15 protein-coding genes and 1 tRNA gene are annotated in these 22849 nt (G+C 61.8%); 8 read left to right on the forward strand and 8 right to left on the reverse strand.

Annotation, left to right across the window (positions count from 1 at the left end; genetic code table 11):
- Positions 1-9: 9 nt before the first annotated feature.
- The 3 genes from brxL (at position 10) to D9V29_RS12395 (ending at position 6292) form a co-directional block, all read left to right on the forward strand.
- On the forward strand, positions 10-2154 hold the full coding sequence (gene brxL, locus D9V29_RS12385) for a BREX system Lon protease-like protein BrxL (protein ID WP_121673641.1): 2145 nt from the start codon (positions 10-12) through the stop codon (positions 2152-2154).
- 530 nt (positions 2155-2684) lie between these two features.
- Positions 2685-4577, forward strand: coding sequence for a GTPase domain-containing protein (locus tag D9V29_RS12390; protein ID WP_259462904.1), 1893 nt, complete (start codon positions 2685-2687; stop codon positions 4575-4577).
- Positions 4574-6292 (forward strand): GTPase, encoded by a 1719-nt coding sequence (locus tag D9V29_RS12395; RefSeq protein WP_121673643.1) that lies wholly within the window; start codon positions 4574-4576, stop codon positions 6290-6292. Before D9V29_RS12390 ends, D9V29_RS12395 begins: the two co-directional genes overlap by 4 nt.
- Before the next feature lie 892 nt (positions 6293-7184).
- Here the strand turns inward: D9V29_RS12395 and mobF are convergent.
- The gene (mobF, locus tag D9V29_RS12405) at positions 7185-10664 is read right to left on the reverse strand and encodes a MobF family relaxase (protein ID WP_121673675.1); all 3480 of its coding nucleotides are present in this window, start codon (positions 10662-10664) and stop codon (positions 7185-7187) included.
- Between the two features lie 318 nt (positions 10665-10982).
- On the opposite strand from mobF, the gene D9V29_RS12410 reads away from it, so the two are divergent.
- Both D9V29_RS12410 and D9V29_RS12415 read left to right on the forward strand, forming a co-directional pair.
- Positions 10983-12101 carry a DUF262 domain-containing protein gene (locus tag D9V29_RS12410; protein ID WP_121673645.1) on the forward strand — a complete coding sequence of 373 codons (1119 nt, stop codon included), beginning with the start codon at positions 10983-10985 and terminating at the stop codon, positions 12099-12101.
- Complete coding sequence (locus D9V29_RS12415) at positions 12098-12625, forward strand: HEPN domain-containing protein (protein ID WP_121673646.1); 528 nt, start codon at positions 12098-12100, stop codon at positions 12623-12625. Before D9V29_RS12410 ends, D9V29_RS12415 begins: the two co-directional genes overlap by 4 nt.
- 220 nt (positions 12626-12845) lie before the next feature.
- Here the strand turns inward: D9V29_RS12415 and D9V29_RS15215 are convergent, their stop codons facing one another.
- Complete coding sequence (locus tag D9V29_RS15215) at positions 12846-13205, reverse strand: tyrosine-type recombinase/integrase (RefSeq protein WP_310793914.1); 360 nt, start codon at positions 13203-13205, stop codon at positions 12846-12848.
- Between the two features lie 161 nt (positions 13206-13366).
- Between D9V29_RS15215 and D9V29_RS12425 the strand changes: the two genes are divergently transcribed.
- Positions 13367-13903, forward strand: coding sequence for a DUF1643 domain-containing protein (locus D9V29_RS12425; protein WP_121673647.1), 537 nt, complete (start codon positions 13367-13369; stop codon positions 13901-13903).
- A 58-nt stretch (positions 13904-13961) separates the two neighbouring features.
- Positions 13962-14498: a hypothetical protein gene (locus D9V29_RS12430; protein ID WP_121673648.1), complete on the forward strand. Its 537-nt coding sequence runs from the start codon at positions 13962-13964 to the stop codon at positions 14496-14498.
- Positions 14499-14761: 263 nt separating this feature from the next.
- On the opposite strand, the gene D9V29_RS12435 is transcribed toward D9V29_RS12430, so the two are convergent.
- From D9V29_RS12435 to D9V29_RS12460, 6 genes are all read right to left on the reverse strand, one after another.
- The gene (locus D9V29_RS12435) at positions 14762-15208 is read right to left on the reverse strand and encodes a hypothetical protein (protein WP_147436286.1); all 447 of its coding nucleotides are present in this window, start codon (positions 15206-15208) and stop codon (positions 14762-14764) included.
- 199 nt (positions 15209-15407) lie between these two features.
- Positions 15408-15920, reverse strand: a complete 513-nt coding sequence (locus D9V29_RS12440) for a hypothetical protein (RefSeq protein WP_121673650.1) — start codon at positions 15918-15920, stop codon at positions 15408-15410.
- Positions 15921-16053: 133 nt separating this feature from the next.
- Entirely contained in the window at positions 16054-18372 is a 2319-nt protein-coding gene (locus D9V29_RS12445) for a CHAT domain-containing protein (protein ID WP_147436287.1), read from the reverse strand.
- Between the two features lie 1428 nt (positions 18373-19800).
- Complete coding sequence (locus tag D9V29_RS12450) at positions 19801-20973, reverse strand: tyrosine-type recombinase/integrase (RefSeq protein ID WP_229790573.1); 1173 nt, start codon at positions 20971-20973, stop codon at positions 19801-19803.
- 45 nt (positions 20974-21018) lie between these two features.
- Positions 21019-21249, reverse strand: coding sequence for a helix-turn-helix domain-containing protein (locus D9V29_RS12455; protein ID WP_229790572.1), 231 nt, complete (start codon positions 21247-21249; stop codon positions 21019-21021).
- A 181-nt stretch (positions 21250-21430) separates the two neighbouring features.
- Positions 21431-21504: transfer RNA gene (locus D9V29_RS12460), tRNA-Pro, on the reverse strand.
- Positions 21505-21681: 177 nt separating this feature from the next.
- Between D9V29_RS12460 and glsA the strand changes: the two genes are divergently transcribed.
- Entirely contained in the window at positions 21682-22725 is a 1044-nt protein-coding gene (glsA, locus tag D9V29_RS12465) for a glutaminase A (RefSeq protein WP_121673654.1), read from the forward strand.
- Positions 22726-22849 lie beyond the last annotated feature (124 nt).

A 22849-nucleotide genomic window follows, 5' to 3' on the forward strand; every position in this document is an offset into this window, starting at 1 on the left:
AGGACAGTCATGACACTCGACAGCGTCACGGAGCCGGGCGTCGACGCGCCCGAAGGCGCCGTTATGGAAGGCCCACCAGCTAAGACTGACCTCGACCGGAAGATAAACAGGTTCTTTGCCGGCTCGGTCGTGCGCAAGGACTTGGTGAAGGCGGTCAAGGGCAACGCGATCGTGCCCTCGTATGTGCTGGAGTACCTGCTCGGCCAGTATGCGGCATCCGACGACGAAGCAACCATTCAGGCCGGGATCGAGGCAGTACGGAAGATCCTCGCCGATCATTACGTGCAGCGAAACCAGGCGGAGTTGGTGAAGTCCACGATCAAGGAGCGCGGTCGTCACCGGGTGATCGACAAAGTGACGGTCACCCTCAACGAGAAGGACGATGTCTATCAGGCGGAGTTCGCGAACCTCGGCATCAAGGGCGTTCTAGTCGAAAGCGCAACGATCAAGGCACATCCGAAACTGCTTGTAGGTGGTGTTTGGTGCATCTGCGACGTCGAGTACTTCCACACGGATGACGCACGCTCGGTGCCGTGGATCCTCGGCTCACTCAAGCCGATTCAGATGTCGAGCTTCGACTTCGACGGATATCTCGCCGGGCGCAGGGAGTTTACGACCGATGAGTGGATCGACCTGCTCATCCAATCGATCGGTTTCAATCCCGACATGTTCGGCCGGCGGGCCAAGCTCATCCAGCTTGTGCGCCTCATCCCGTTTGTGGAACGCAACTACAACCTTGTCGAACTCGGACCGAAGGGCACCGGCAAGTCGCACATCTTCTCCGAGTTCTCGCCCCACGGGATGCTGATATCCGGCGGCGAGGTCACGGTGCCGAAGCTCTTCATCAACAATGCCAACGGTCGTCTTGGCCTCGTCGGCTACTGGGACGTCGTCGCCTTCGACGAGTTCGCGGGCAAGAAGAAGCGCACAGACAAGTCGCTGGTCGACATCATGAAGAACTACATGGCTAACAAGTCCTTCTCGAGGGGAACCTCAGTCGAAGGAGCCGAAGCTTCGATGGTTTTCGTCGGCAACACCTCGCACACGGTGCCGTACATGCTCAAGCACTCCGACCTTTTCGACGAACTCCCCGAGAGCTATCACGACTCCGCCTACCTCGACCGGTTGCACCACTACATACCGGGCTGGGAAGTTGACACCATCCGCAGCGAAATGTTCTCGAATGGGTACGGCTTCGTCGTCGACTACATCGCCGAAGTACTCAAGTCGATGCGGAACTCCGACCACTCGGACCGTTACCAGCAGCACTTCACCCTGGGCTCGGACATCTCAACGCGCGACCGTGATGGCATCCACAAGACCTTCTCGGGGCTGATGAAGCTGCTCTTCCCGCACGAAGAGGCGACGCAGGAGGAGATCGCGGAGGTCCTGCGCCTCGCTATCGAGGGACGCAAGCGCGTCAAGGATCAGATCCTGCGCATTGATTCGACGATGGCCGACGTGAAGTTCGGGTACTCGGACACTGCTGGCGTTTGGCACGCGGTCTCAACGCTCGAAGAAGACGAGTACCCCGCGTATTACCACCGTCGCCATGCAGGAGCAGGCGACAATTCCGCGAGCGATGAGCAGGGCGAACCCTCGTCTAACAACACCGTCGTTGAGGAGCCACCTGCGGTTGCACCGCCGGTCGCGCAGACCCTCTTCGAGGGGCACCGGGAGTTCCAGGAGAACCAGCGCGGCGTCTCCTACGACACGATCCTGCTGCCGTACCTGCTCGGGTCCGGGGAGATCACGATCGTCGACCCGTACATCCGACTACCGCATCAGGGGCGAAACCTCGTCGACCTCCTCGCCCTCCTCGCGGCGGCAAAAGATCCCGCCGACGAGATCGCTGTCACCCTCGTGACGAAGGAAGACACCGGCGAGTTCCATAGGCAGCACCTCCTAATGCTGAAGGAGATACAGGACGGGGCCGCGACCGTCGGGATCAACTTCTCGGTCACTTGGGACGAGTCAATCCACGACCGGTCAATCCGCGCCGACAACGGCTGGAAGATTCTGCTCGGGCGAGGCCTCGATATCTTCCAGAAGGGCTCCGGCAGTCAGTACGACCTCGGCGCTCGACGCCAGGAGTTCCGGCAGGTTGTCGCGTTTGGCGTTAGTTACTTCCGCAGTGGGACGGAGCCAGAATGACCGACCTGAGCTTTGCGGAAAGGGCTTCGACCTGGGACGAGGTGGACTCGTGGCGAATCCCTGCAGGCTTGCAGTTCGACTCGCGAATTCCTGAGTCGATGAGATTTCTGGTCAGAAGGGCGCGCCGACTCCATGCGCTCGTCTCTGACTGCGCGTAGCGGCCCCGGTTTCATGCGGTGTCGGCTATTTCGCAATTACAGCGTGACCTGGGTTGGCCCGTGATCTGGCGCGTTTCCAGTCAACCTAGGACCACGGGGCAGGAGTGGGCGCGCGAGACTCTCTTTGGGGGCGATGTTGCGTCACGATCTTCCCCACGAGTCTTCAAGGAGCGTGTTGTGGCATGCGCTGGAGAGGCGGCCCGCGCTCTCGAGCTAGCGGCCGAAGAGTTGGAGGGGCTGACTGGCCACACCGAACTTCATCAGCTACACGTGGCTTTCATCGATGGGCTCCGGGAGAGTTCGTCGCAACTCGCGAGCGTCCGCGAGGACCTCGCAGGGCGGGATGTGGAGCGACCCTTTCGAGTCGTCCTCATGGGGCGGACTATGGCTGGAAAGAGCACCCTGTTCGAATACCTGTCGGGTGGAGATGGAACACGTGTCGGGGATGGTGGCCAGCGTTATACCCGTGAGATCTCCATCCGGACCGCGATCGATCTCGACGTGGAAATCGTCGACACACCGGGTGTCGGCGCCATGGACGGCCAGGAGGACTATGAGACGGCTTTCAGCCAGGTCGCCGATGCAGACCTGATTCTTTGGGTCGCGACCAATGAAGCCACCCAGGAGCAGACCGGTCGAGCACTCGAGCGGCTCTCAGATCTTGGGAAGCCCATCTTCGTTGCTCTCAATTGTCTCGCCGATGTTAGTGACGAGATCGGCTTGATGGACATGCTCGAGGAACCAGAGCTTGTGTTCGGAGGCGATGCTGAAGGCAACCTGGCGCCCATTCGGCGCCACTTGTCAAAGGCAGGAGGGCAGGACCTCGGTGTTGTGGCGATCCACGCCCAGGCAGCGCGGCTCTCGATCTCGGGCGAACTGACCGACGACGAATCCCGGGTACTGCACCAAAACAGTCGTATCGACTCGCTGATCACGGCGATTCGCCAGCAGCGGGATCGCACCGCGGAGCTGCGCAGGCTTGTAAGCATTGGCGACGTCTTGCGAGTTGAGCTCTTGGAGACGGCCAGTTCGCTTGCCGACGCAGTCCTTGTCGCACGTGCCGCGCTCGAAGCGAGTAGAGGCAGCCAGCGTGAGTTTCAAACGCGCGCCGATCGGCGCATTGCGGACGCATACGAGGAGCTCAACGCCGCTTTTGCCGGCGCCATCACGTCCCGTGAACGGTGGATCGAGCTAGTTGAAGTGGACCAGAGCGACCGCAGGATCAATCAACAGTGGGACCAAGAAATCGCCCTGCTCCGCGCAGAAATTGAAGGGTCCGGGGCTGACATTGGTCAGCGTCTGGAAGCTGCGCTCAAGGTGATTGCACTCGATGTTGCCGATGACTGGTCCCAGTTGGACATCGGGGGCTTCCGTGATCTTGGAGGTCGGGGCGCGATCTGGGGCAATCGGCTGGTGAAGCTCGGTGGGCGGGTCGCTGCTGGAGTGGGCGTCGGTAGTCTCAGCGCGTGGGCTGGGGCTGCTGCCGGGGCCAAGATCGGCGCACTGGCCGGCACGGCTATTGGCCCGGGTCTTGGTACTGCTATTGGACTAGGCGCAGGCGCTCTCATCGGCCTTGTCGTAGGACTCCTCCCCGCCGGTCGGTTCTTCGACTGGCTCGGGGACAAAGCGTTCCGGAGTTCGTCGGAAGTCCATGAGCGCCGACGTCAAAAGGTCCGAGATCAGTTGGCACCGTTACTCAAGGAACTCAACGAGAAGCTCAAATCCGCCAGTGGTGAAATGAAACGCACTTGGGTGCAGGCGGTGGAAGACGAGGTCGCACGTCAGTCTGCCGCTAGTGACTCCGTAGAGCACTCATTGGCGGTCCTTTTGCGCATCTCATCCGAAGAACTTGATCCTGCCCTGACTCGGGTCGATACCGAACTCGCCCGCGAGATCCTGCGCAACATCGGTCGTTCTCGGGCAGCTTCAGCAGTCACGCGTGCCACGCGCTGGCGCGGAGCGGGTATGGCAGTCGAACTGCTCGAACCTGCATTCAGCGAGATGGTGCTCTTTCCCGTCGACGACGCCGTGGAGCGCATGCTGCCGACATCAGCGCTGGCCACCATGCCGGCCAGCGCGCTCCAGGTGATCCGGAGCTTGACGGATCGCGAGATAACCGTCCACACGATGCAACAGGACCGTCTTCTTCTCACCTTGGGTTCGCCCGCGACACCGGGCGTTCGGGAAGCTTGGGAAGCTCTCGCCCAAGCTCATACGAGTATCAAAACACGAATCAACGTATCGGTCGAAGGAGACGCAAAGTGACAAAGGTTCTCATCCACGAGCTCCCTGAACAGACCCAGGAGTTACTGACCCGGTTACGAAGTGCCCTGCAGACGAGCTCGGGAGCGCTTGCTGAGCAGCTTCTTATTCGTGCGCGGATGGAACCAAGCCAGAAGCCAAGGATGGTTGTCACTGGTCAGTTCAGTAGCGGCAAGTCGAGCCTAGTCAGGGCTCTCACGGACGGCGACGTCGACCCGGTGATCGATGCGGACATTGCCACAGACGAAGTCACGGATTACCCCTGGGACGGCGCCGTCATACTCGTGGATACGCCTGGCGTTCAGTCGGGTCTGCGAAGTCACGATGAACTGGCTTTGGAAGCGATTGGCAGAGCCGACTTCATCCTGTTCGTCGTCACTGTAAATCTCTTCGATGACGCGTCCAGGGACTACTTACGGCACCTCGCGAACGAGCTTCAGCTCTTCGGCCAAATGCTCCTCGTGATCACGCGAGCTGGCACTCGGCCAGCAGCCGAGGGCGTGCGCGAGCAAGCGGTCAAAGATGCACTTGGCACAGCAACATTCAATCTCCCGGTGGCTGAGGTCGACTCCGTGCTCTACATGAGAAGCCTTGAAGGCGGCGCGAAGGCCGAACTCCTGCGGGATCGGTCTGGCATCGACGAGTTGCGCGCAGCAATCAACAAAATGAGCGAGGACCGTGGCGACCTAGCCCAGCTCAGACAGCCACTCCACCTGATTCGCCAACTGTGCGATGAGGCGCAGCAGCTCTTCGTGAAGGACGAACGCTCACGGTCCGCGCTTGCGCTGCTCTCCAAACAAAGGGCTGTCGTTTCCCATCGACGCTTCATGCTCGAGCGCGCGTTCGTTGGCGCCGAGGCGGAGTTCAAGTCGCAGTGCTTAGTAGACGTAACGGGGTTCGTTGACATTGTTACCCGTCTCGACGCAGCCGACGTGACGGCTCAAGACGTGCTGGACGCGGCCGAAGCGAGGCTCGTGGAATCGCTCGAGCGCCACGCAGGGCAGTTCGCGGGTGCGATCAACCGGCTGACACAGGCACAGTTAGACACGTTGTCCGAAGAGCTTCTGGAAATCAGTCAGAGCAACCGAGTTGAGCGCCTTCTCCGTCCGACCGGCGACATCTCGCTGGAGTCCCCGAATCAAGTGCGAAGCGAATCGTCGGATGGGGCAACGTCTCCTCTGCCCTCGCATGCCGTGGATTGGGACATGGTCCGTGACCTGCTCCAAAGAGGCCAGGGCTGGTGGGGAGCTGGTGACGGGCTCCAGCAGGCATCTGGATCCATCGGCCACAAGATCGTGAAGGATGTCGGCCATACATTCGGCCACAAGTTCAAGCCGTGGCAAGCAGTGAAGCTTGCCGACAAGATCGGCAAGGCAGCCAAAGTCGGCGGTTTTGTCATCCAGATCGGCCTGGCTGGCTACGAGGTTCTGAAGAACGAACGCGAGGCGCGCCAAGCTCAGATCGAAAGCGATCGCCAGCATTCGGCCCTCGTCACCGAGATCATGGGCCACGCCGACAAGATCGCAACAAGTGCGCGTCAGAAACTTCGGGCAATCGTTGACCCACCTATGGACGAGCTACTTGCAGACCTTCAGGTGGCCCAGGATTTGATTCTCAGCGCTGATCAGGCGCGCGGTGAAGCAGGAATCGAGCTTCGCGCGATTGCCACTGAGGCTGATCGCCTGCTGAGTTACAGCTCTGCGCAGGCGTGGCTCTGACGCTGCACAAGGGGTTGGGCCAAGAACACTTCCGCCCCGGCCTTGCTATACCCGGCCATGACGTTGGTGACAGTCGAGAGTCTGATCTGAGGAGATCCTTCGTTCAGAAACCGCAACCCACGCTGCGGCACGAGCGGCGCGGTTTGCGCCGGTCGGTGAAAGAGATCAGCTCTTTCGCCGCCCTAAACTTCGCGCGCTATATCAATTACCTCCCCTGGGGTGCCGGTGGTGCCTCCTACGAGTGAACGGGGCAGAGGCGGTTGCCAAAGGTCGATGCGAGATCCGGAGAAGTCTGCATGCTTCCGCGTTGCTCACCCCGTCGTGCATCAGCTGCCAATACGCGTCGCCCGCTCCACTCGGCGTTGCTGCGCGGCCGAGAGCACTGCACCGAGTCGCTGCTCGGCATGCCGGCGGTCAGTGACCCGGCCGACGTCGGCTTCCGATACGAGCACTCGGGACGTGGTGAACCCGAGATCCGCGATTGTCTTGGCCGGCGTCTTGCCCGCCCGACGCAGGTGCGGGTACAACTCGCGCAGCCAGCGGTAGCCGACTTCCTTATCGATACCGGCGTCGCGGCCGGAGGGTCCGGAACCGCGGCCTTCTTCATTTTCGGCAAGAAGCCGAACCCCTGCTGCTGACCAAGAAATACGAAATTATTCCGAACCACTTAAGAAGTAGGTGTTGCTTCGATCAATAGAATCCCGCGTGCCTCATACGGCCGCTGCAATTAGTGATCCAGTCCTGGGAGTAGAGCAATGACTCCCCCGATTGTAGTTGGGCTACTTACTGGCCGTCGTCGCACTCGTTTGTGGACCTCGGCAGATCGAGCGTCAGACGGTATTGGAATGAAGAGCTTAACGCGTCGGCGGCGCTACCGGCTGCTAGCTCTTAGCTAGAACCGGAGGCCGACAGGCTTGCGTCCTGACCGAATGACGACTCCTGATGTCTCGAAAGCATGTCCCTGTTCCGCGAGTTGCTGCGCCGCGCGGAGTGCGGCACGAGCACGGGCGGCGTCCCGTTCCTGGGCCATCGTTCGAGGTGACGGACCGAGGGCTCTCGCACTAACGACCCCGTAACGGTCCCGGTACGCGGCGACCGTGCATGCGGATCGCCGCCACGCGGCTGCGGCGGAGCCGCGCGGTGTCGGCCCCAACGTCAGGGCCCACGGGGCCCTGGTAAGCAATGCCGCATCTAGTACGACACTTGCTCGTGCCTCCATCATCTCGCTGCGCTCGTCGAGAGCGCGCCGCATGTCAGGTTCCATCGGTCCCAGCGCTGGCGGGATGAGCCCGACCAACAGGGCTGGCTCGCGCCCGGGACGACTGGCACCGCCGTTTCGGGCTATCGCTGAGGCGATCCGGCTGTGCAGGACGGCGGCGACGTCCTCGGCGTCGTCGAATCCGCGGGCCACAACGGTCCGCTGGAGGAGGCTTCTGACATTCAAGTGAAGTGCCTCGGCTCGACGGAGTTCTGCCGTCAGCGCCCCGAACGCGTCCGAATGGACGGCGTCGTTGGCCTGGCTTGGAGCGAGCCCGATGTCCCGCAGGATCGAAGCCCACCTCTCCCGTTGCGCGGCCGCGGCGATGGTTTCGTACTCTGCGGCGAGTTGCGCGATCGATCCCCATGCGTCCTGCTCCCCCGCGATCGTCGCGTGCGCAGACGATTCGGCACCGACGTGCTGCAGCACGCCATAGAGGACACTGCGCGCTGTCGGGTCGGTGTCATTGCCCGGGCGAGGTCCAACGTGCGCGACATCCGGCTGATCGACAGCCACGTAGGCCGTGTTTGTCTCGCGGCCTCGCGTCATGGCGACGTAGAAGTTCTCTCGCGTCATGCTGGAGGCGACGACGACGTGCGCGGTGTCGGTGGTGATGCCTTGCGCACGGTGAGAGGTGATCGCGTAGCCGAGTTCAATGTGGCGCTGGCTGTATTCAGCGGGAAGTAACACGCTGCTTCTTCTCTCGTGCGGTCGGAGTTCGACCGAGCCGTTTCGGTGCACTGCGACCACGGTCCACTGGTCTCCATTGCGCACCCACGACCGCCCCGCGCGAAGCCGCCGGTCATTCCGGCGTGTGATCACGGTGTCACCGACGCCCGCGCGGGTCCCGTCATGAAGGGCCACTTCACGGAGAGCATCGACACGACCCTCCAGAATCAGTTCCGTCCGCGCGCGCAGGTTCAGCGACGCCACCGCCTCGTTCGAATCACTGATCAGAAGCGTTCGCTTGCCGGCATGGGTGTCACTTCTCCAAGCCTCATATGCGGCATCCGCCATTACGTCAGTGCTGCCTTCGCGGATGCGATCATGTGCGACGTACAGCTCGATGGACTCGGGGTCGCCGTGACGCAGCCCGAGGGATGCCCCCTTCTCCCACTCTTCGGCAAACCGGTAGACGTCGACGAGCTCAGGCGCATCCGACCGATTATGAACCAGTAGCGAGAACCCTCCGCCTGCATCGACTGACTGGAGCTGGGCGTGATCGCCAACCAGAAGGACTTTCGCGCCGGAGTCGGAAGCGAGCGCGGTCACCCTGTCTAGGGACAGTGTCCCTGCGAGAGACGCCTCGTCGATGATCGCGAGTTGACCGGAGCGGAAAGTCGCTCCGTGAACCAAGTGGTTCTGCCACCATTTGGCCAAGTTTTCGGTGGGGATGCCGAGATCCTCCCCCAGAACCTGCGCGGCGGCCGCCGAGGGGGCAAGCCCGATGACTGATCCCGCACCGTGTGCCGCCTCCCAGGCTTGCCGGAGCGCGTACATTGCCGTTGTCTTGCCGGCGCCGGCCGGGCCCACGAGGACATCGATGACGCGTCCGGACCCAGCGATTTTCTCGAGCGCCCCGAGCTGATTATCGGCGAGTACATCCACACCGGGCATCGGCGTCCGGGAAACCGAACGCAAGGTTGCCAGTGCGACTCGTGGTCCTTTCTCATTAGCTGCGCGTTCAAGCAGTCGGGTCTCCGCGTCGAGCAGCTCCGACGACGTGAACACGAGGGAGCGCCTCGGGCGGAACACTGATGTCCCATCCTCTCGCCGGAATGCCTCCGGACTCGACGCCAGATCGGGCGGCGTGATCCTCAGCGACGCGCGTTCGGCGGCATCGACGACACGGTCGAGGACGGCTTCGCGCTCGGATGCCGACGCGAATCGGAGCCCCATGGTCTGGCGCGCCGCTTCGGCTACGAGGTTCCAATGCCGCCAGGTGGACCGCTTCTCGCTAACCGCCGTCATCACGCTCAACCCCAGCGAATGGACGGCTTCGGGCGGCACCTCCTCTGCACGTATCAGCAGCGCCGGGGAGCCGGCGGAGGCGGTGCTCGCCCATGTCGTTGCATCCCGTTCCAGCACCTGTTCCGCTCGTGCACGCCATTCTCTGGTGAGTTCTGTGAGCGAGCGCACTTGCTTTGACGGTCGTGTGGACAGCGCGGCCTGAGCGCGCAGCTTCATGATGGTGGCCGGCCCGGGACGACGACCGCGCCTTCCCACGTACGCCTCAATTAACTCGTCCGTCTCGACATCGATGTGTCGCGACCTGGTCGAGAATTCCGCGACGAGCGCCTCGGGAATGAAGCTGATCGCCCACGCGGGGTGGCGATCTCTCCCCCGCTCCCTCCTCTCCCACTGCACGCCGAGCGCTCGAGTGAGCGCGTCGGCGAACAGGGCTTCATGTAGTTCGGAAAGCGCAACCACTGCCGCGTGCATCGGTCGGCCGTCGAGAGAGCGCCACTTGCTGTCGAACACGGTTTGCACTTTGTTGCTGATCACCACGTGCGTGTGCAGGTGAGGGTCACTGGCCCGGCTGTCGAAATGGTCGAACGCCGTGGCGATCAGGCCGGTCACTTCGACTTGCGCAACGGCTCCGTCGTGCGCCGTGGTTCCCGTCCGCGTCGCCGCGATCTCGCGCTCCATGAATGCGACGACCTCGGCAACTGCCGCATGATGCACCTCCGCGATCCGCGACTGTGTCGCTGCGTCCGCCACACCCCAAAGGATGCTCGCCGACTTCGGAATCGAGAACGTGAAGTCGTATCCGGCGACCGCACGTCGCCGGGCACTCATCTCCTGGGACATGCCGGTCGGCGCTGGATCTGCTGGGCTTCGGTACACGGGATAGGCGCAACCAAGAGGCGAGCCGTCGACCGGGTCTCGCCCCAACCCGATCAAGCTCTGCAGATGTGGCTCCGTCACTTCATCGCCCTCGACGATGCGACCCGAGCCGAGGCCAGGGAGGCCGCTTCCCATCCATCGACCCGGCGGCGTTCCTTTCGCGCCGTAGTAACGAGTCAACGGCGTGGACAGCGACCGCTGCCCGTCTCCAGCAGCCACTGTGCGCAGCAGGTACTTGTAGCCATTGCCGGCGCTCATTACCCGCATCGACACCGTCACCGGGACACCTCCCATATTGCTTAAGAGGTGCGCCACCTCGACCTGCAAGAGGCGTGGCAGTTCAGGTTTGGGTTTCGAACCGGTCGCTCAAGAGGCCGCTGAAGCCGGATCGTCGAGATCGCGGCCTCAACGCCGTCGCGGCGTCAGCGCCCTCATGACTACCGTTTGATTCCTCCTCGCCTCCTGCGTAGGGCTTTCGAGCCCGTTTCCGGCTGGCTAGCACAGGTTTTCGGACAACGCGGTACTCAAGTGTTCCCAGTCGAAAACAGCTCCGGCCTCCGAACGCGACACCGATATCGTTGGGACATGACCCACATTGATCCTGATCCGACCGCGCCAAATCTATTCGACCGCGTACTCACCGACGACGAGCTTGAGGACATCACGGCTGCGGAAGAGATTTCCTCCGCAGTCACGTTCTCGACCCAGTCCTTCGATGTGGCGGGCCTTGTTCTTCGCTTGGATCGCGGATCGATGCTTGTTCCGACCTACGGAAAGGACGATGCCAGAATCGACACAGACGGGTTCCAACGCGGATTCGTCTGGACCAAGGCTCAGATGGACCGATTTATCGAATCGCTTCTTCTCGGGTTTCCGATCCCGGGCATATTCCTAGTCAAGCAAACGGCAAGCAATCGGCTGCTCGTGTTGGACGGGCAGCAACGTTTGCTCACTCTTCAAAGGTTCTATGAGGGGATCCACGCGAAGAAGGAGTTCTCTCTGAAAAACGTCAGCGAGCAGTTCAAGGGCCTGACGTACAAGACGCTCGGCGACTCTCTCCAGTTTCGTTTAGACGACTCCTATCTACACGCGACAATCGTGACGACAGACGGCTCAGCAGAGATGAACGAGGCGATCTACCAAATCTTCGAGCGCCTCAATTCAGGTGGAACTCAACTGACCGCTCATGAGATACGGGTTGCACTTTCCGCGGGGCCCATCATCGAACTCCTCGAACGGCTGAACTCGAATGAGTCCTGGCGTGGATTGTATGGCCCACGTAGCGCCCGCCTGCGCGACCAGGAGCTCACGCTCCGCATCATCGCACTGTTCACCAATGCTGATAAGTACGCACGACCGCTGAAAACGTTCCTCAACAGCTTTGCGAGCACCGTGCGTCAGCCCACCGACACGGTGGTCGCCGCAAGCAAGTTGTTTGAACAGGCGGCCGAGGTCCTTTTGCCCCTTGGGCCTTCGGCACTTCGCAACCAAGGGGCTTCCCAGATCAATGCGGCCCGAACGGAAGCGATTTTCGTGGGTGCCATGCGCGCGATTGCTGATGGGAGGCTAACCACAAATCTTCAGCTAGCGATCGACGCGTTGGATAAGGACGCGGAATTTGTTACTGCCACCACGCGCTCCACAGCGGACAAGGACTTCGTACTACTCCGGCTAGACAAGGCAGCGAAGGCCTTCTCCGCGTGACCAGTTGGCCGCCGGCCGCCGTTCGGAGCCGCAAACAAGACCTGCTCGAGCTGACAACGGTGCTCCAGGGTCTTGACCCAAAGGCAGGTGATCTCACTGTGGCACTCTCCCGTTACACGATTGTGCGCGCTGCGGGGTATATCGAAGCGGTCCGCGACGACGTCGCCGATCTGTTCGTCAGTCGCGTAGCGATCGACCTCGTAACCAATCGCATCCGATCCGGACTGCGGGGCGGCCAGGGTGTGCGCCCCGCCCAATTGATCGATTTTGTGCAATCCTTTCATCCCGAGTGGGCAATCGAACTGACGGACTTTCTCGATGACGATTCCGGCCTCCGGAACAGGCGCAGCGATCTGGGTGCGCTCGTGAATGCCCGAAAAAAGATTGCACACGGAGACGGTGATTCAGTTGGCCCTTCCCATGCCCTTCGGTGGGCCTCCACAGCCCAGGAGGTCGGAGGCTGGCTCGTGAAGCGCTTCGATCCGAGTCGAGACTTCTACTCGCGAGTCTCAACGACACCCTAAGGTGTTGGACGATCCGCTGACCGCGATCGGCAGCAGCGCCAGCCCAAGTTAGTGCGTCAGCCGCCGGGAGCGGCTTAATCGGCTTTCGTGGCTAGCTGTTCCTCGAAGCTGTCGAGGCCCTCTCTTCAACGACCGCGTGAAACGGTGCCGCCACCGCGGAGGCACCGTGAACCTTCGTCCTTCGCGAAGGCCCGATCGAGGAGCGCGGCGGTGGCCGGGTTCACCACCTCGCTGCGCTGAATGTAGTGCTGCCCCGTGATCTTGTGTCCGTGTGGCCGAGCATTTCTGAGGCGAGTTCAGTACCGGCGTTGGCGTTGACCGCGGTCGCAACCGTGCGACGGAACATGTGCGGGGTCACTGCCTTGATGCCGGCTCCTTCGAGTACCTGTCGCAGTTGTCTGCGCACGTTCGAGGTTGTCAGCGGGGTACCGTCCCGGGATTGGATAAAGCAATTCGTCCAGACCCAGACTCCCCACCTTGGCGAGCCGCCGGCGGACCGCGTCGGCGGTGAAGGTGTGGATGGCGACAGCACGGGTGGACCTGGCGGTTTTGGGGTGATCCTGCCAGAAAGTCTGCTCACCTTTGCGCTGGCAATTTCAACTTGGGGTTGGAGGCAGGGTTCTAGGCAGTCACGCGGGATCCCTTACTGCATCGGAGTGAGGGAAGTACCGCCGACCCGCTCTCTACGACTTCGACATCGTTTCTGGATAGGGTCGTTTTCATGGAGCGGGGCAGCAGATCATGATCGAGTATCCACCAGGCCACGATCCCGATTTCTGGGAGCCGGACCCCGGCGTGCAGTCGCACCGATTCGCCCTCGGCAACACTTCCAGGTCGAGCGCAGGCGCTCCACCGCTCATCGCTATCGGCATGAACCCCTCGCACGCGCGGGAAGCACAGGCCGACAGGACCGTTAACAGGCTCATCGAGGCCAGCGTGCGCCACGGCTACGCCGGCTGGGTCATGCTCAACCTCTATCCGGAGCGTTCGCCCAAGCCGAGCCAGCTCTCCGCGTTCGACGCGGCCCTATCGGCGCTGAACTGCGCCGCGATCGAACAGGTGCTGCTGAGATATGGCGCGACCGAGGTGCTCGGCGCGTGGGGAAACATGCCCCACCGCACGCTCAAGCGCGCGAAGACCGACGTCGTGGCGCTGCTCGACCAGATGGGAGTCCGGTTGTTCACTTGGGATCCTCTGACCAACAAGGGCAACCCTCGCCACCCGAGCCCGCCGGGCAGACCCCTAGCGATGCTCGGCCCGAAGCAGTATCTGATCTGATCCTGACTCAGGCGGGATAGTTCATGTCTTCCTCTAGAGTCATTGGCATGGAGCATGGATGAGTGAAGATTCTTGGTACTCGGAGCGCCGCGCTCGTTGGAAGCCTGATCATGTCCGGCTGCTACTCATCGCGGAGAGTGCGCCTGACGACGGTGGCGACATTGCCAAGCGGCGCTTCTTCTACGACGAAAACTTGACCGGCAAGGACGGACTATTCCGTGAAGTCGTCCGAGCCCTCATCATCAATCCAGCGCTGGCGACGGGGCCGAACGCAAAAGTGCCCTGGCTAGAGAAGCTCAAGGCCGGGGGCGTTTACCTAATCGATCTCGCTTCGGTGCCGGTCAACCATCACTCACCATCAGAGCGAGCCGTCGCGTTGCAGCGCAACATTGCCGCGACCGTCTCGCTCGCCGCCGAGCTCAAGCCGGACGGAGTCGTTCTGGTGAAGCAGAATGTCTTTGAGCTTCTGCAGGGCCCGATCCTCGAGGCTGGCCTACCGTTGCTCCATGACGAGTTCATCCCATTTCCGGGCAGCGGACAGCAGAAGCGCTTCCGAGAGCGGTTCGCGACAGCCATAGAGAAGCTACCGGTCTAGGTCTCCGATCACTCGCTAGCTTGACGCGGCACGACCGTAAGCGCCAGGACAGGAACGGGTGCAAAGCAGTCCTTCCGCTTGCAACAGGCTTTGTGCCCCCCAGCCGAGAGGCTGAGGGGAGACAGGGCGCCCGCACGGTCGGGGGCAGATTCCAGCGGTAGCACCACCGTTGCTTCGCCGCCCGGTTACCAAGGCTGCCTTCGACGCTGTGGTCGCTGCGTTCTCGCCCGGCACGACCGTATGTGTCCGACAGCGTCACTCGTTCAAATGCCGGGCCCAGCGTCATCCGGATACCGGACCTCCCGCGCGAGCTGTGCGATTCGCTCCCACGGGAGATGCTTGCGCAGCAGCCCTGAACGTTTCCTGGCGCCCGGCTCGTCCCTCGCTGCATCGGCAGCTTCCTGCACAACGACGGGGTGCTCCCCTAGCGCCTCTGCCATCCAAACGACCGCCGCCGGGCACAGCAAGCGGTTGTACGTTTTTCGCGCGCTCGTGTTGGGCTCCGCACGCGTGAACGCCCCCGAGCCGCGGCTGTCCTGGTCACTGAACCAGCGGACCATGTGCTCTTTTTGACTCGACCACCAAGTACCCCTGAGCTGGGGCAGGTCACGCTCGTAGGCGTCTGAGACAGGAAGGTGCGGCTCCAGCCGCCTGAGTACGCGGGCGAAGTCGCGCACGTGCATGTCGTCGCTCAGAGATCTGCCGGCCATGATCACCATGTTCCCATCAGTAGGAGAAGAGAGTGGGAGATGAACGCGCCTCTGCCACCTGACCCGCGAGGTCCGTCTGTCAGCGACTTCGCTGGTCCTCGCACGGTCTCAGTACCGTATCCACGGCGAGCGCCGCGGATACCATAAGCGAAAGCAGAGGATCTTCAAGCGTTCGATGCATTTGAAGCACATAGTCCGATTACATCCGAAAGCGAATGTTGAACCGGCCCCCGAACGGGGATGCCATCAAACCAAGGTTCTCCTGCACGATCTTACCCACGGGCGTACCATCGTGACGCATGACGGTCACTTTCGATTTCAGAACTGTGGCCGGCTTGATGAGCGTCAAGATCGGGCGGCCCGACGCGTCGACGATCTCGAGCCGCTTGGTGGCGTTGTCCCGCCCGACGACCATTCGCGACATGCCCGTGCCGAACTGCCGGACGCCGCCAACCTTGTGTGCGTGCTGACTGAAGACCGAATACTCAGCTTTCCTTTCGAATAACTTGGCTTTTTGGTTCACAACGAGGATCTGCTCGCTGATCAGTGTGCCGCCACCTGCGTGCGCGGCATCCGCGACGCCAAGCTTGCGGACCTGCCGCTGCACATCTTTGTTGGCTGGCGCACTCGCAACGGCCGGCACGATAACGCGTGCGGGGAGTGATTGAACCTGCGTCGGAGGCCTCGCTTGAGTCATGTCGCGCTCCGCCATCGGCAGCCGGCTCGGCGGGCTTGTGCTGGCAGATCGTGATCAAACGGGAGGCTGAACGCAACGTCAGTTGCAGCGCCGGCGGCACGAAGTCAGCGCAAGGCCACTGTGAGCGCAAGCCTTCGTACTCAGTCGGCTACCAGTGACGTCCCGAGATGCGGAACAACCTCCATTGACCGGGCGATACCCGATTGCGAGCCATGATGTCGTCTTTCCACGTCGGCCATTGACTCGCAAGTAACTCGTGCAGAGCATGCATGTCGTCTGGTACTGATGCCGATGCGGTGGCGGCGCGAGCGACACGATAGCTTTCCCAAACGCTTGTGCCACCCGCAAGGGCGGAGTGGAAGATGCTCGCATAGAAACATGCGATCAAATCGTCGATAGGTGCGGACGTCGAAATCACGACTTGCGCACCCTTTTCTATGAAGGTCACATCGAGAGGCGTCGCCCCGATTAGCTCTCCAACCGGAAAGTCGCCGGCTCCCGTGGAGCACGCGGACAAAAAGACAACATCAGTCTCAGAGAGATCGAGATCCAACATCACCGCCGCCGCAGAGAGTGGCGCCGCTGGACCAAGTTGAATTCCCACCTCGTACTCCCTACTGCCTGTTCGAGCGTGTCCGGCTAGGTGCACAACAGACGGTAGCGGACCGGTGTGGAAGTCATCGTTGTGGGCCGCTTGAGTGATGGATCGCACGATCGCTACCTCGGTGTCGACCGCAGGAATGTGGGATGCGCCCTCACCCGAGAAGCCAAGAACGAGGGAGTCTCCGGCACCGTCCACGGCCGGTCGCGGCAGGAGGCTTTCGACCCGATGGGTAAAACTCGCTTCTTCAAAACCTAGCGCCAGCAACGCCTCGTGAAACGGCAAGTTGTATATGCCCGCGCCTGCCGACACGACTGCGAATTTGATCCCTTTTTCTTGAATCTCCCGCAGTCTTCTGAGTCCTTCAGCTAGGTATGCGGTTAGTTCTTCTAGGTCATCTGGCAGCTGAGAAAGATCCAGCTCCGCCGAGAACTCGAAAGTCTCGTAGTGCAGTTGCGTCTCATCGTCGACATAGGCGGTGTATGCGCGAAGGGTCAGGGGTGCATCCAACGTCGCGACAAACTGTACGATGGCCCGGCCCGGCCCGAGGTTCTCTATAGGTAAGGGTTCAAGCGCTTCGCGCGTGGACTTCGACACCTCGATGCGCAGCTTCTCTGTAGCCTCGCTGAGAAGCCTGTCGTCAACGGCCGCACCACGAAACCAGTCCGCGGTCGCTGACTTGAGAATTTGCAGCCGGTGCCTGTAGGCGATCCCGACGGAGGAAGCCCGGTCTAGCTCTGGTGCGCAAACCGCGAGGTTTTCAAAGAAGGTTCGCTCGATCTGCCTCATATAGGTCAGGCCGTCGAGGGCCGCCATCGGGGTAAACCAAGACGGCTCGCCGCTGGCCGCAAGCAGATCGGATACGATAGCTCGACCAGCCTCACGAATTTCCTCTGGCAGGAGAAATCCGAACGAAGTGACGTATTGGAGCCGGCTGCTCGGGTCAAGCCGGTAGACCTCAATACGGAGCACTCCCACCGCCAATAGTGCGCGTAACCAATTGAGTGAGGACGCATTTGTGACGTTGTAGTGATAGGTCAAGTAGCCGGTGTCTGCCGGCCCGAACTCGAGCGGCACAACGAAAGTCACGCCTCTCTGGTCTTGGTCTAGGTCCAGACCCATCGCGGGTGCGTAACTCCAACGGTTGACTGCATGTAGCTCTTCATCAGTCTCTGCAACGAACATCCATGCTGATACATACCCAGCGGATGTGTTGAACATTCTCGCGCCGTTTACGGTGACCACGTCCCGTACCCAAGAAGGAATATCGGTTAGACCGGGGCCTGGCCATCCGCCTGGCATCGACCGGTGAACGTGGAGTGTGCCTTTTGCCTTTCGCAGCGCCTCAATGGCCCAGCCGACCTCGGGGCCACTCGACATGCTCGCGATAAGTTCAAGCAGCGAAAGCTTCCCCGCTAGGGCACGAACACCGTGCTGCTCGACTAGCCCGCGGACGAGATCGAGGTGGCTGCCTTCAACTTCCCACCAATAAGCCCTTCCTTGATGAGTCTCGGTTTCCACACTGAACTCGACCGCTTCGGAGCGCATTAGGAGATCCCGTAACGCCTCGACGTCACCTGCGACAGGAGAGAGATTGCTGCTTGTGTACTGCTGGATCCGCCGTCCAGCTTGAGACGAAAGGAGTTGCGCGAGCAAGTCTGCCCTGCAAACACCTGTGTCGCGGCCGAGCTGGAACAGTGCGATCCAACAGGGTAGGAGGTAGGACGAAGTCAACTCGTCAGCACTTCCCGATCGCCACCAATGCGAAATCAGATAATTGATGGCCTTTCCTGAGACGAAGCCGTCGACGACCAAGTCGGTCTCGGCAACACCGAGCATGTGCCCCAACCCGACGTGGACGGTCACCAGCGCCCTTTCGCACGGAGTGAGGCCAGCAAACCCGTCAACCGCAGACAACCGGTCGGGACTGACACGATCGGAAACCGTGGCCAACCATCGCGAGCGTCCGCCCAAGAAAATATCTATCTCTACGCTGTCCACAATGTCGTCCCCCGCTTCTGCGATTTCTTTAGCACATGCAGTCCCCCTGGGTGAGTTTAGACCCCGTCAAATCGTCGAACGGATGGTTCGCGAGCGGTGATCAAGAGCGTGGCGATATGACACACTCAAGAAGCGCGGTGAGGACCTTCCTTCCTAGCTGCACCTTCCGGATGTGCACGACTCGACGCAACATAAGCTAGCCAAGGCGTGGCGCTCCGAAACGTGCCAGACAGGGCGCACCAGCCGTCCAATATCGACGCGAACAGACAAAAAGACCATGGAGAACACCACAGCAGCCTTTCGAGCCAAATGTCGAAAATACTGGCCGACGAAACTCCGCTAGGGTGCTATCCATGATCCTCCACGGCGCGCACGGTGCGATCTTTGAGTACACCGAATGCCCGATGTGCGAGCACATGGGACCACATGCCGTGTCCACGTCCGGGATGCTCGACTGTGCACTTTGCAATACGTCGTTCGGAACGGGGACAAGAGAAGATGGTTTGCTGCCGTCGACCTGGCTACCGGGTCGCTCGTGATTAGCGCCAACCTTCAGCCAAAACACCAGACCTCACCACACCGGACGCAACGTGCTTGAAGTCTGATCAACGATGGTCTTTCTCCTGACGGAGGTCACGGGACAAATCCCACGGCAGCCGCCGCGGACAATCGGGTCTGAGCTGACTTCGGCGTGATTCAGCTAGTGGGCTGCGATAGACGCGAAATCCGCGCCCACGGCAAGCGTCTACGCAACAGCCTGGGGGCGTTTTCCGTGCGCTCGGCTCGTTCCTTGCGGCATCGGCCGCCGCTGCGACGACGGCGGGGTCCTTCCCTCGAGCCTCGGCCCACACGAACGCCGCCGGGCACAGCAGCCGGTTGTAGGTCGTGCGTGCGCTCGTGTCGGACTCCTTACGCGTGAATGCCCCGGACGCCGCGCCTGTCCTGGTCGCTGAGCCGACGGACCATGTGATTTTATGCTCAGAGATCCCGTTTTGGGTTCCGCTTTCGCGGATGGAGCCATTGCGAACCCTCGATCCTCGGCGCACAATGGAAGGTAGATCTGAGGAGGCGCGCACGTTGCATCAAGGACCTGATTCTCGGGCTTTGGGTATAACTCCAGAAGAGACGGTGGTGCCACTGTGGCACCACCGCGATCCGCAGTCGACGCTCGCCAACAAAGCCCCAGAAGACGCGGTGCCGCCACCGTGGCGGCACCGCGAAAAGTCGGTGATGATCCGCTGAGAAGCGGCGAAACCCGGGATGAACGGTGCTGCCACCGTGGCAGCACCGCGTTTACTCGTCATCCTTCGGGAACGCCCGGTCGAGGAGCGCGGCAGTGGCCGGGTTCACCATCTCGCTGCGTTGGATGTAGTGCTGCACAGTGATCTTGGTGTCCGTGTGGCCGAGCAGCTCTGAGGCGAGTTCGATGCTGGCGTTGGTGTTGACCGCGGTGGCAACCGTGCGGCGGAACATGTGCGGGGTCACTCCCTTGATGCCCGCTCCTTCCAGTACCTGCCGCAGTTGTCTGCGCACGTTCGCGGTTGTCAGCGGAGTGCCGTCCCGGGACTGGAACAGCAATTCGTCCAGGCCCAGGCTTCCGACCTTGGCGAGCCGCTGGCGGACGGCGTCGGCGGTGAAGGTGGGGATGGCCACAACGCGGGTGGACCTGGCGGTTTTGGGGTGATCCTGCCGGAAAGTCTGCTCACCCTTGCGGCTGATGATCGTGCCGGCCAGGCGGATGGAGGGCACAGGGCTGGTGACGTCGACGTCCCGGCGACGGACGGCCAGCACCTCGCCGATCCGCGCTGAGGTGCCGAGCATCACCTCGATGATCGCACCGAGCTGGCCGTCGGGCTTGGGGCCGGAGATGTGGTCGGCGGCGCTCTCCCACTGGGCGATCGCCGCGCGGATCGTGTTCACCTCGGGGGCCATGAGCGCATCGGGAATGTGCGGCTCGCGGTGCAGGCGGGAGACGTGGTCCATCGGGTTGCGCGGCAGGACCTCATGCCGCACCGCGAGCTCTAGCGCCAGCCGCAGCACTACCCGCGCCTGCTTGGCGCGGCTGTAGGAGATCTTCGCTAGCTGTTTGATGAACTGGTCGCACCGGGCGACGCCGATCTCGCGCAGCGTGAGGCTGTCGAACGCCGGAGAGACGAGGGTGCGCATATTGCGCTCATACAGGTTCCGGGTGGTTTTGGAGATCCGGCCCTCCAGGTCGATGTCATTCAACCAGTAGGTCACGAGGTCTGCGAACAGGCTGTCGGGTGTCAGGGTGGAGTCGGTGGGCCGGAGCAGGGACCGCTCAGCGAGCTTCGCTTTCAGCGCGCCTTCGGCGGCCTTGGCGGTGGCGCCGGTGGCCTGCACTTGGCGCGCTCGACCGTCCCAGTCACGGTAGCGGGTTCGTGCCTCGAAACGGCCGGATGGCATCAACCGCGTGGTGACGTCGCCGAAGGTGCCGATCGTCAACCGTGGCCGGGCCATCTCAGTTCACCGCCGATCGGTGTGACCGAGCTATTTGGACGGTTCGCGCTGCTCGGCGATCCAGGCCCGCACGTCGGAAACGGCGAACTTCAGATGTTTGCCGAACCGGTAGGCCGTCGGCCCTTTGCCGTGCACGCGCCAGTCGTAGACCGTGGAGAGCGGTATGCCGAGGTAGGACGCCAGTTCGGCGACGTCCATCAGGGGCTCCAGACCCCATGCGTCGGTGGGTGGAGAGGTTGGGCGATCGTCGTGGATACTCATGCCCAGAAGGTGCACACGAGAATCCCGAAGGACCCAACCTGACCCAGAACGACGTCAACTCCACGGACGGGAGCGCGGCCTCAGGGCCTTGTGAGAGGAGTAAAAGGTGGGTTTTTGATGGGGTAATCAAATTCGTTAACCTAAAAAGTCCCGGAAACCCTTGAGTTTCCGGGACATTCGGTCGGGCTGACAGGATTTGAACCTGCGACCCCTTGACCCCCAGTCAAGTGCGCTACCAAGCTGCGCCACAGCCCGCGACCAGTCACCCTCTCGGGCAACCTCGTCAATGCTACAGGACAATCGAGGTCCCTCCGATCACTCAGCGCCCGGCCGTGAGCGCCCATTCCGGCAAAGCGGATGCCCCGATCGGAGCGTTCGCAGGCCAGCCCATCCCGCGTGCAGGAGAATATGACATGACGCTTAGGAGCACTCATGGATGTAGACCTCGACGACATCGATCTCGACGTCAGCGCGGTACCGTATTCGGTTTCAACCGGAGCGCCGCCCGACAGCGACCTTGTCGATGAGGCGATCCAGGATGCTTACGATCGCAGCGTCGACACCGACGACGGGAAGGTCGCGGATTACATCCCGATCCTCGCGAAGGTGGATCCCGAACTCTTCGGCATCTCGGTGGTCGAAAACGACGGTTCCAAGCACGGAGTCGGTGACGTCGACCATGCATTCACCATCCAGTCGATCTCCAAAGCATTCGTCTGGGCGCTCGCGTGCGAAGAGCTCGGCCCGGAGAAACTCCTCGAGGTCATCGGCGTCAACAACACCGGTCTCGCCTTCGACTCGGTGATGGCGATCGAACTCAACGACGGCCACCCGATGAACCCGATGGCGAACGCCGGAGCACTGGCATCCACCGCTCTCATCCCCGGCAAGACCGCCGACGACCAGTGGGAACGCATCCTCGACGGGTTCTCCCGCTTCGCCGGGCGACAGCTCGAAGTCGACGCCGACGTCTACGAGTCCGAGAGCGCCCACAACCAGCGCAACCAGGGCATCGCCCACCTGCTTGAAAGTTACGGACGCATCGACTCCGACCCCCTCGAAGTCGTCGACATCTACACGAAGCAATGCTCTCTTCTGGTCACCGCGACCGACCTCGCCGTGATGGGCGCAACGCTCGCCCACGGTGGAGTGAACCCGGTGACCGGCGTACAGGTCGTCTCCGATGAGGTCTGCCACGACACCCTGGCGGTCCTCGCCGCGAGCGGGCTGTACCAAAAGTCCGGCGAGTGGCTCTTCAACATCGGCCTCCCCGGCAAGTCCGGCGTGACCGGCGGCATCATGACCGTCGCCCCGGGCAAGGGTGGGATCGCGACTTTCTCGCCCCGTCTCGACAACGCGGGCAACAGCATCCGCGGGCAGCGGGCCACCGCCTACCTCAGCCGGCGACTGGGACTGGACCTGTTCGCCTCCAGCCCGCATAACAACGACGGAGACAACCACTCCGACAAAAAGTAGGCCCAGGGCGGTCGCTTGTCCCGGACGAATATTGGTCCGGGCAAGGCCTTGTACTTTTCCCCATCCCGGGAGCAGGATTACCCCACCTGAACAGGGGGGACAACGACGTGCTCCACAGCAAACG

Origin of the sequence: Mycetocola manganoxydans (assembly GCF_003667545.1) — a bacterium.
GTDB lineage: Bacteria > Actinomycetota > Actinomycetes > Actinomycetales > Microbacteriaceae > Mycetocola_A > Mycetocola_A manganoxydans.

Coding starts and splice junctions, on each gene's coding strand:
- brxL (WP_121673641.1), top strand. CDS start 10: ATGACACTCGACAGCGTCACGGAGCCGGGCGTCGACGCGCCCGAAGGC.
- D9V29_RS12390 (WP_259462904.1), top strand. CDS start 2,685: ATGGGGCGGACTATGGCTGGAAAGAGCACCCTGTTCGAATACCTGTCG.
- mobF (WP_121673675.1), bottom strand. CDS start 10,664: ATGCGGGTAATGAGCGCCGGCAATGGCTACAAGTACCTGCTGCGCACA.
- D9V29_RS12410 (WP_121673645.1), top strand. CDS start 10,983: ATGACCCACATTGATCCTGATCCGACCGCGCCAAATCTATTCGACCGC.
- D9V29_RS12425 (WP_121673647.1), top strand. CDS start 13,367: ATGATCGAGTATCCACCAGGCCACGATCCCGATTTCTGGGAGCCGGAC.
- D9V29_RS12430 (WP_121673648.1), top strand. CDS start 13,962: ATGAGTGAAGATTCTTGGTACTCGGAGCGCCGCGCTCGTTGGAAGCCT.
- D9V29_RS12435 (WP_147436286.1), bottom strand. CDS start 15,208: ATGGCCGGCAGATCTCTGAGCGACGACATGCACGTGCGCGACTTCGCC.
- D9V29_RS12440 (WP_121673650.1), bottom strand. CDS start 15,920: ATGGCGGAGCGCGACATGACTCAAGCGAGGCCTCCGACGCAGGTTCAA.
- D9V29_RS12455 (WP_229790572.1), bottom strand. CDS start 21,249: ATGAGTATCCACGACGATCGCCCAACCTCTCCACCCACCGACGCATGG.
- glsA (WP_121673654.1), top strand. CDS start 21,682: ATGGATGTAGACCTCGACGACATCGATCTCGACGTCAGCGCGGTACCG.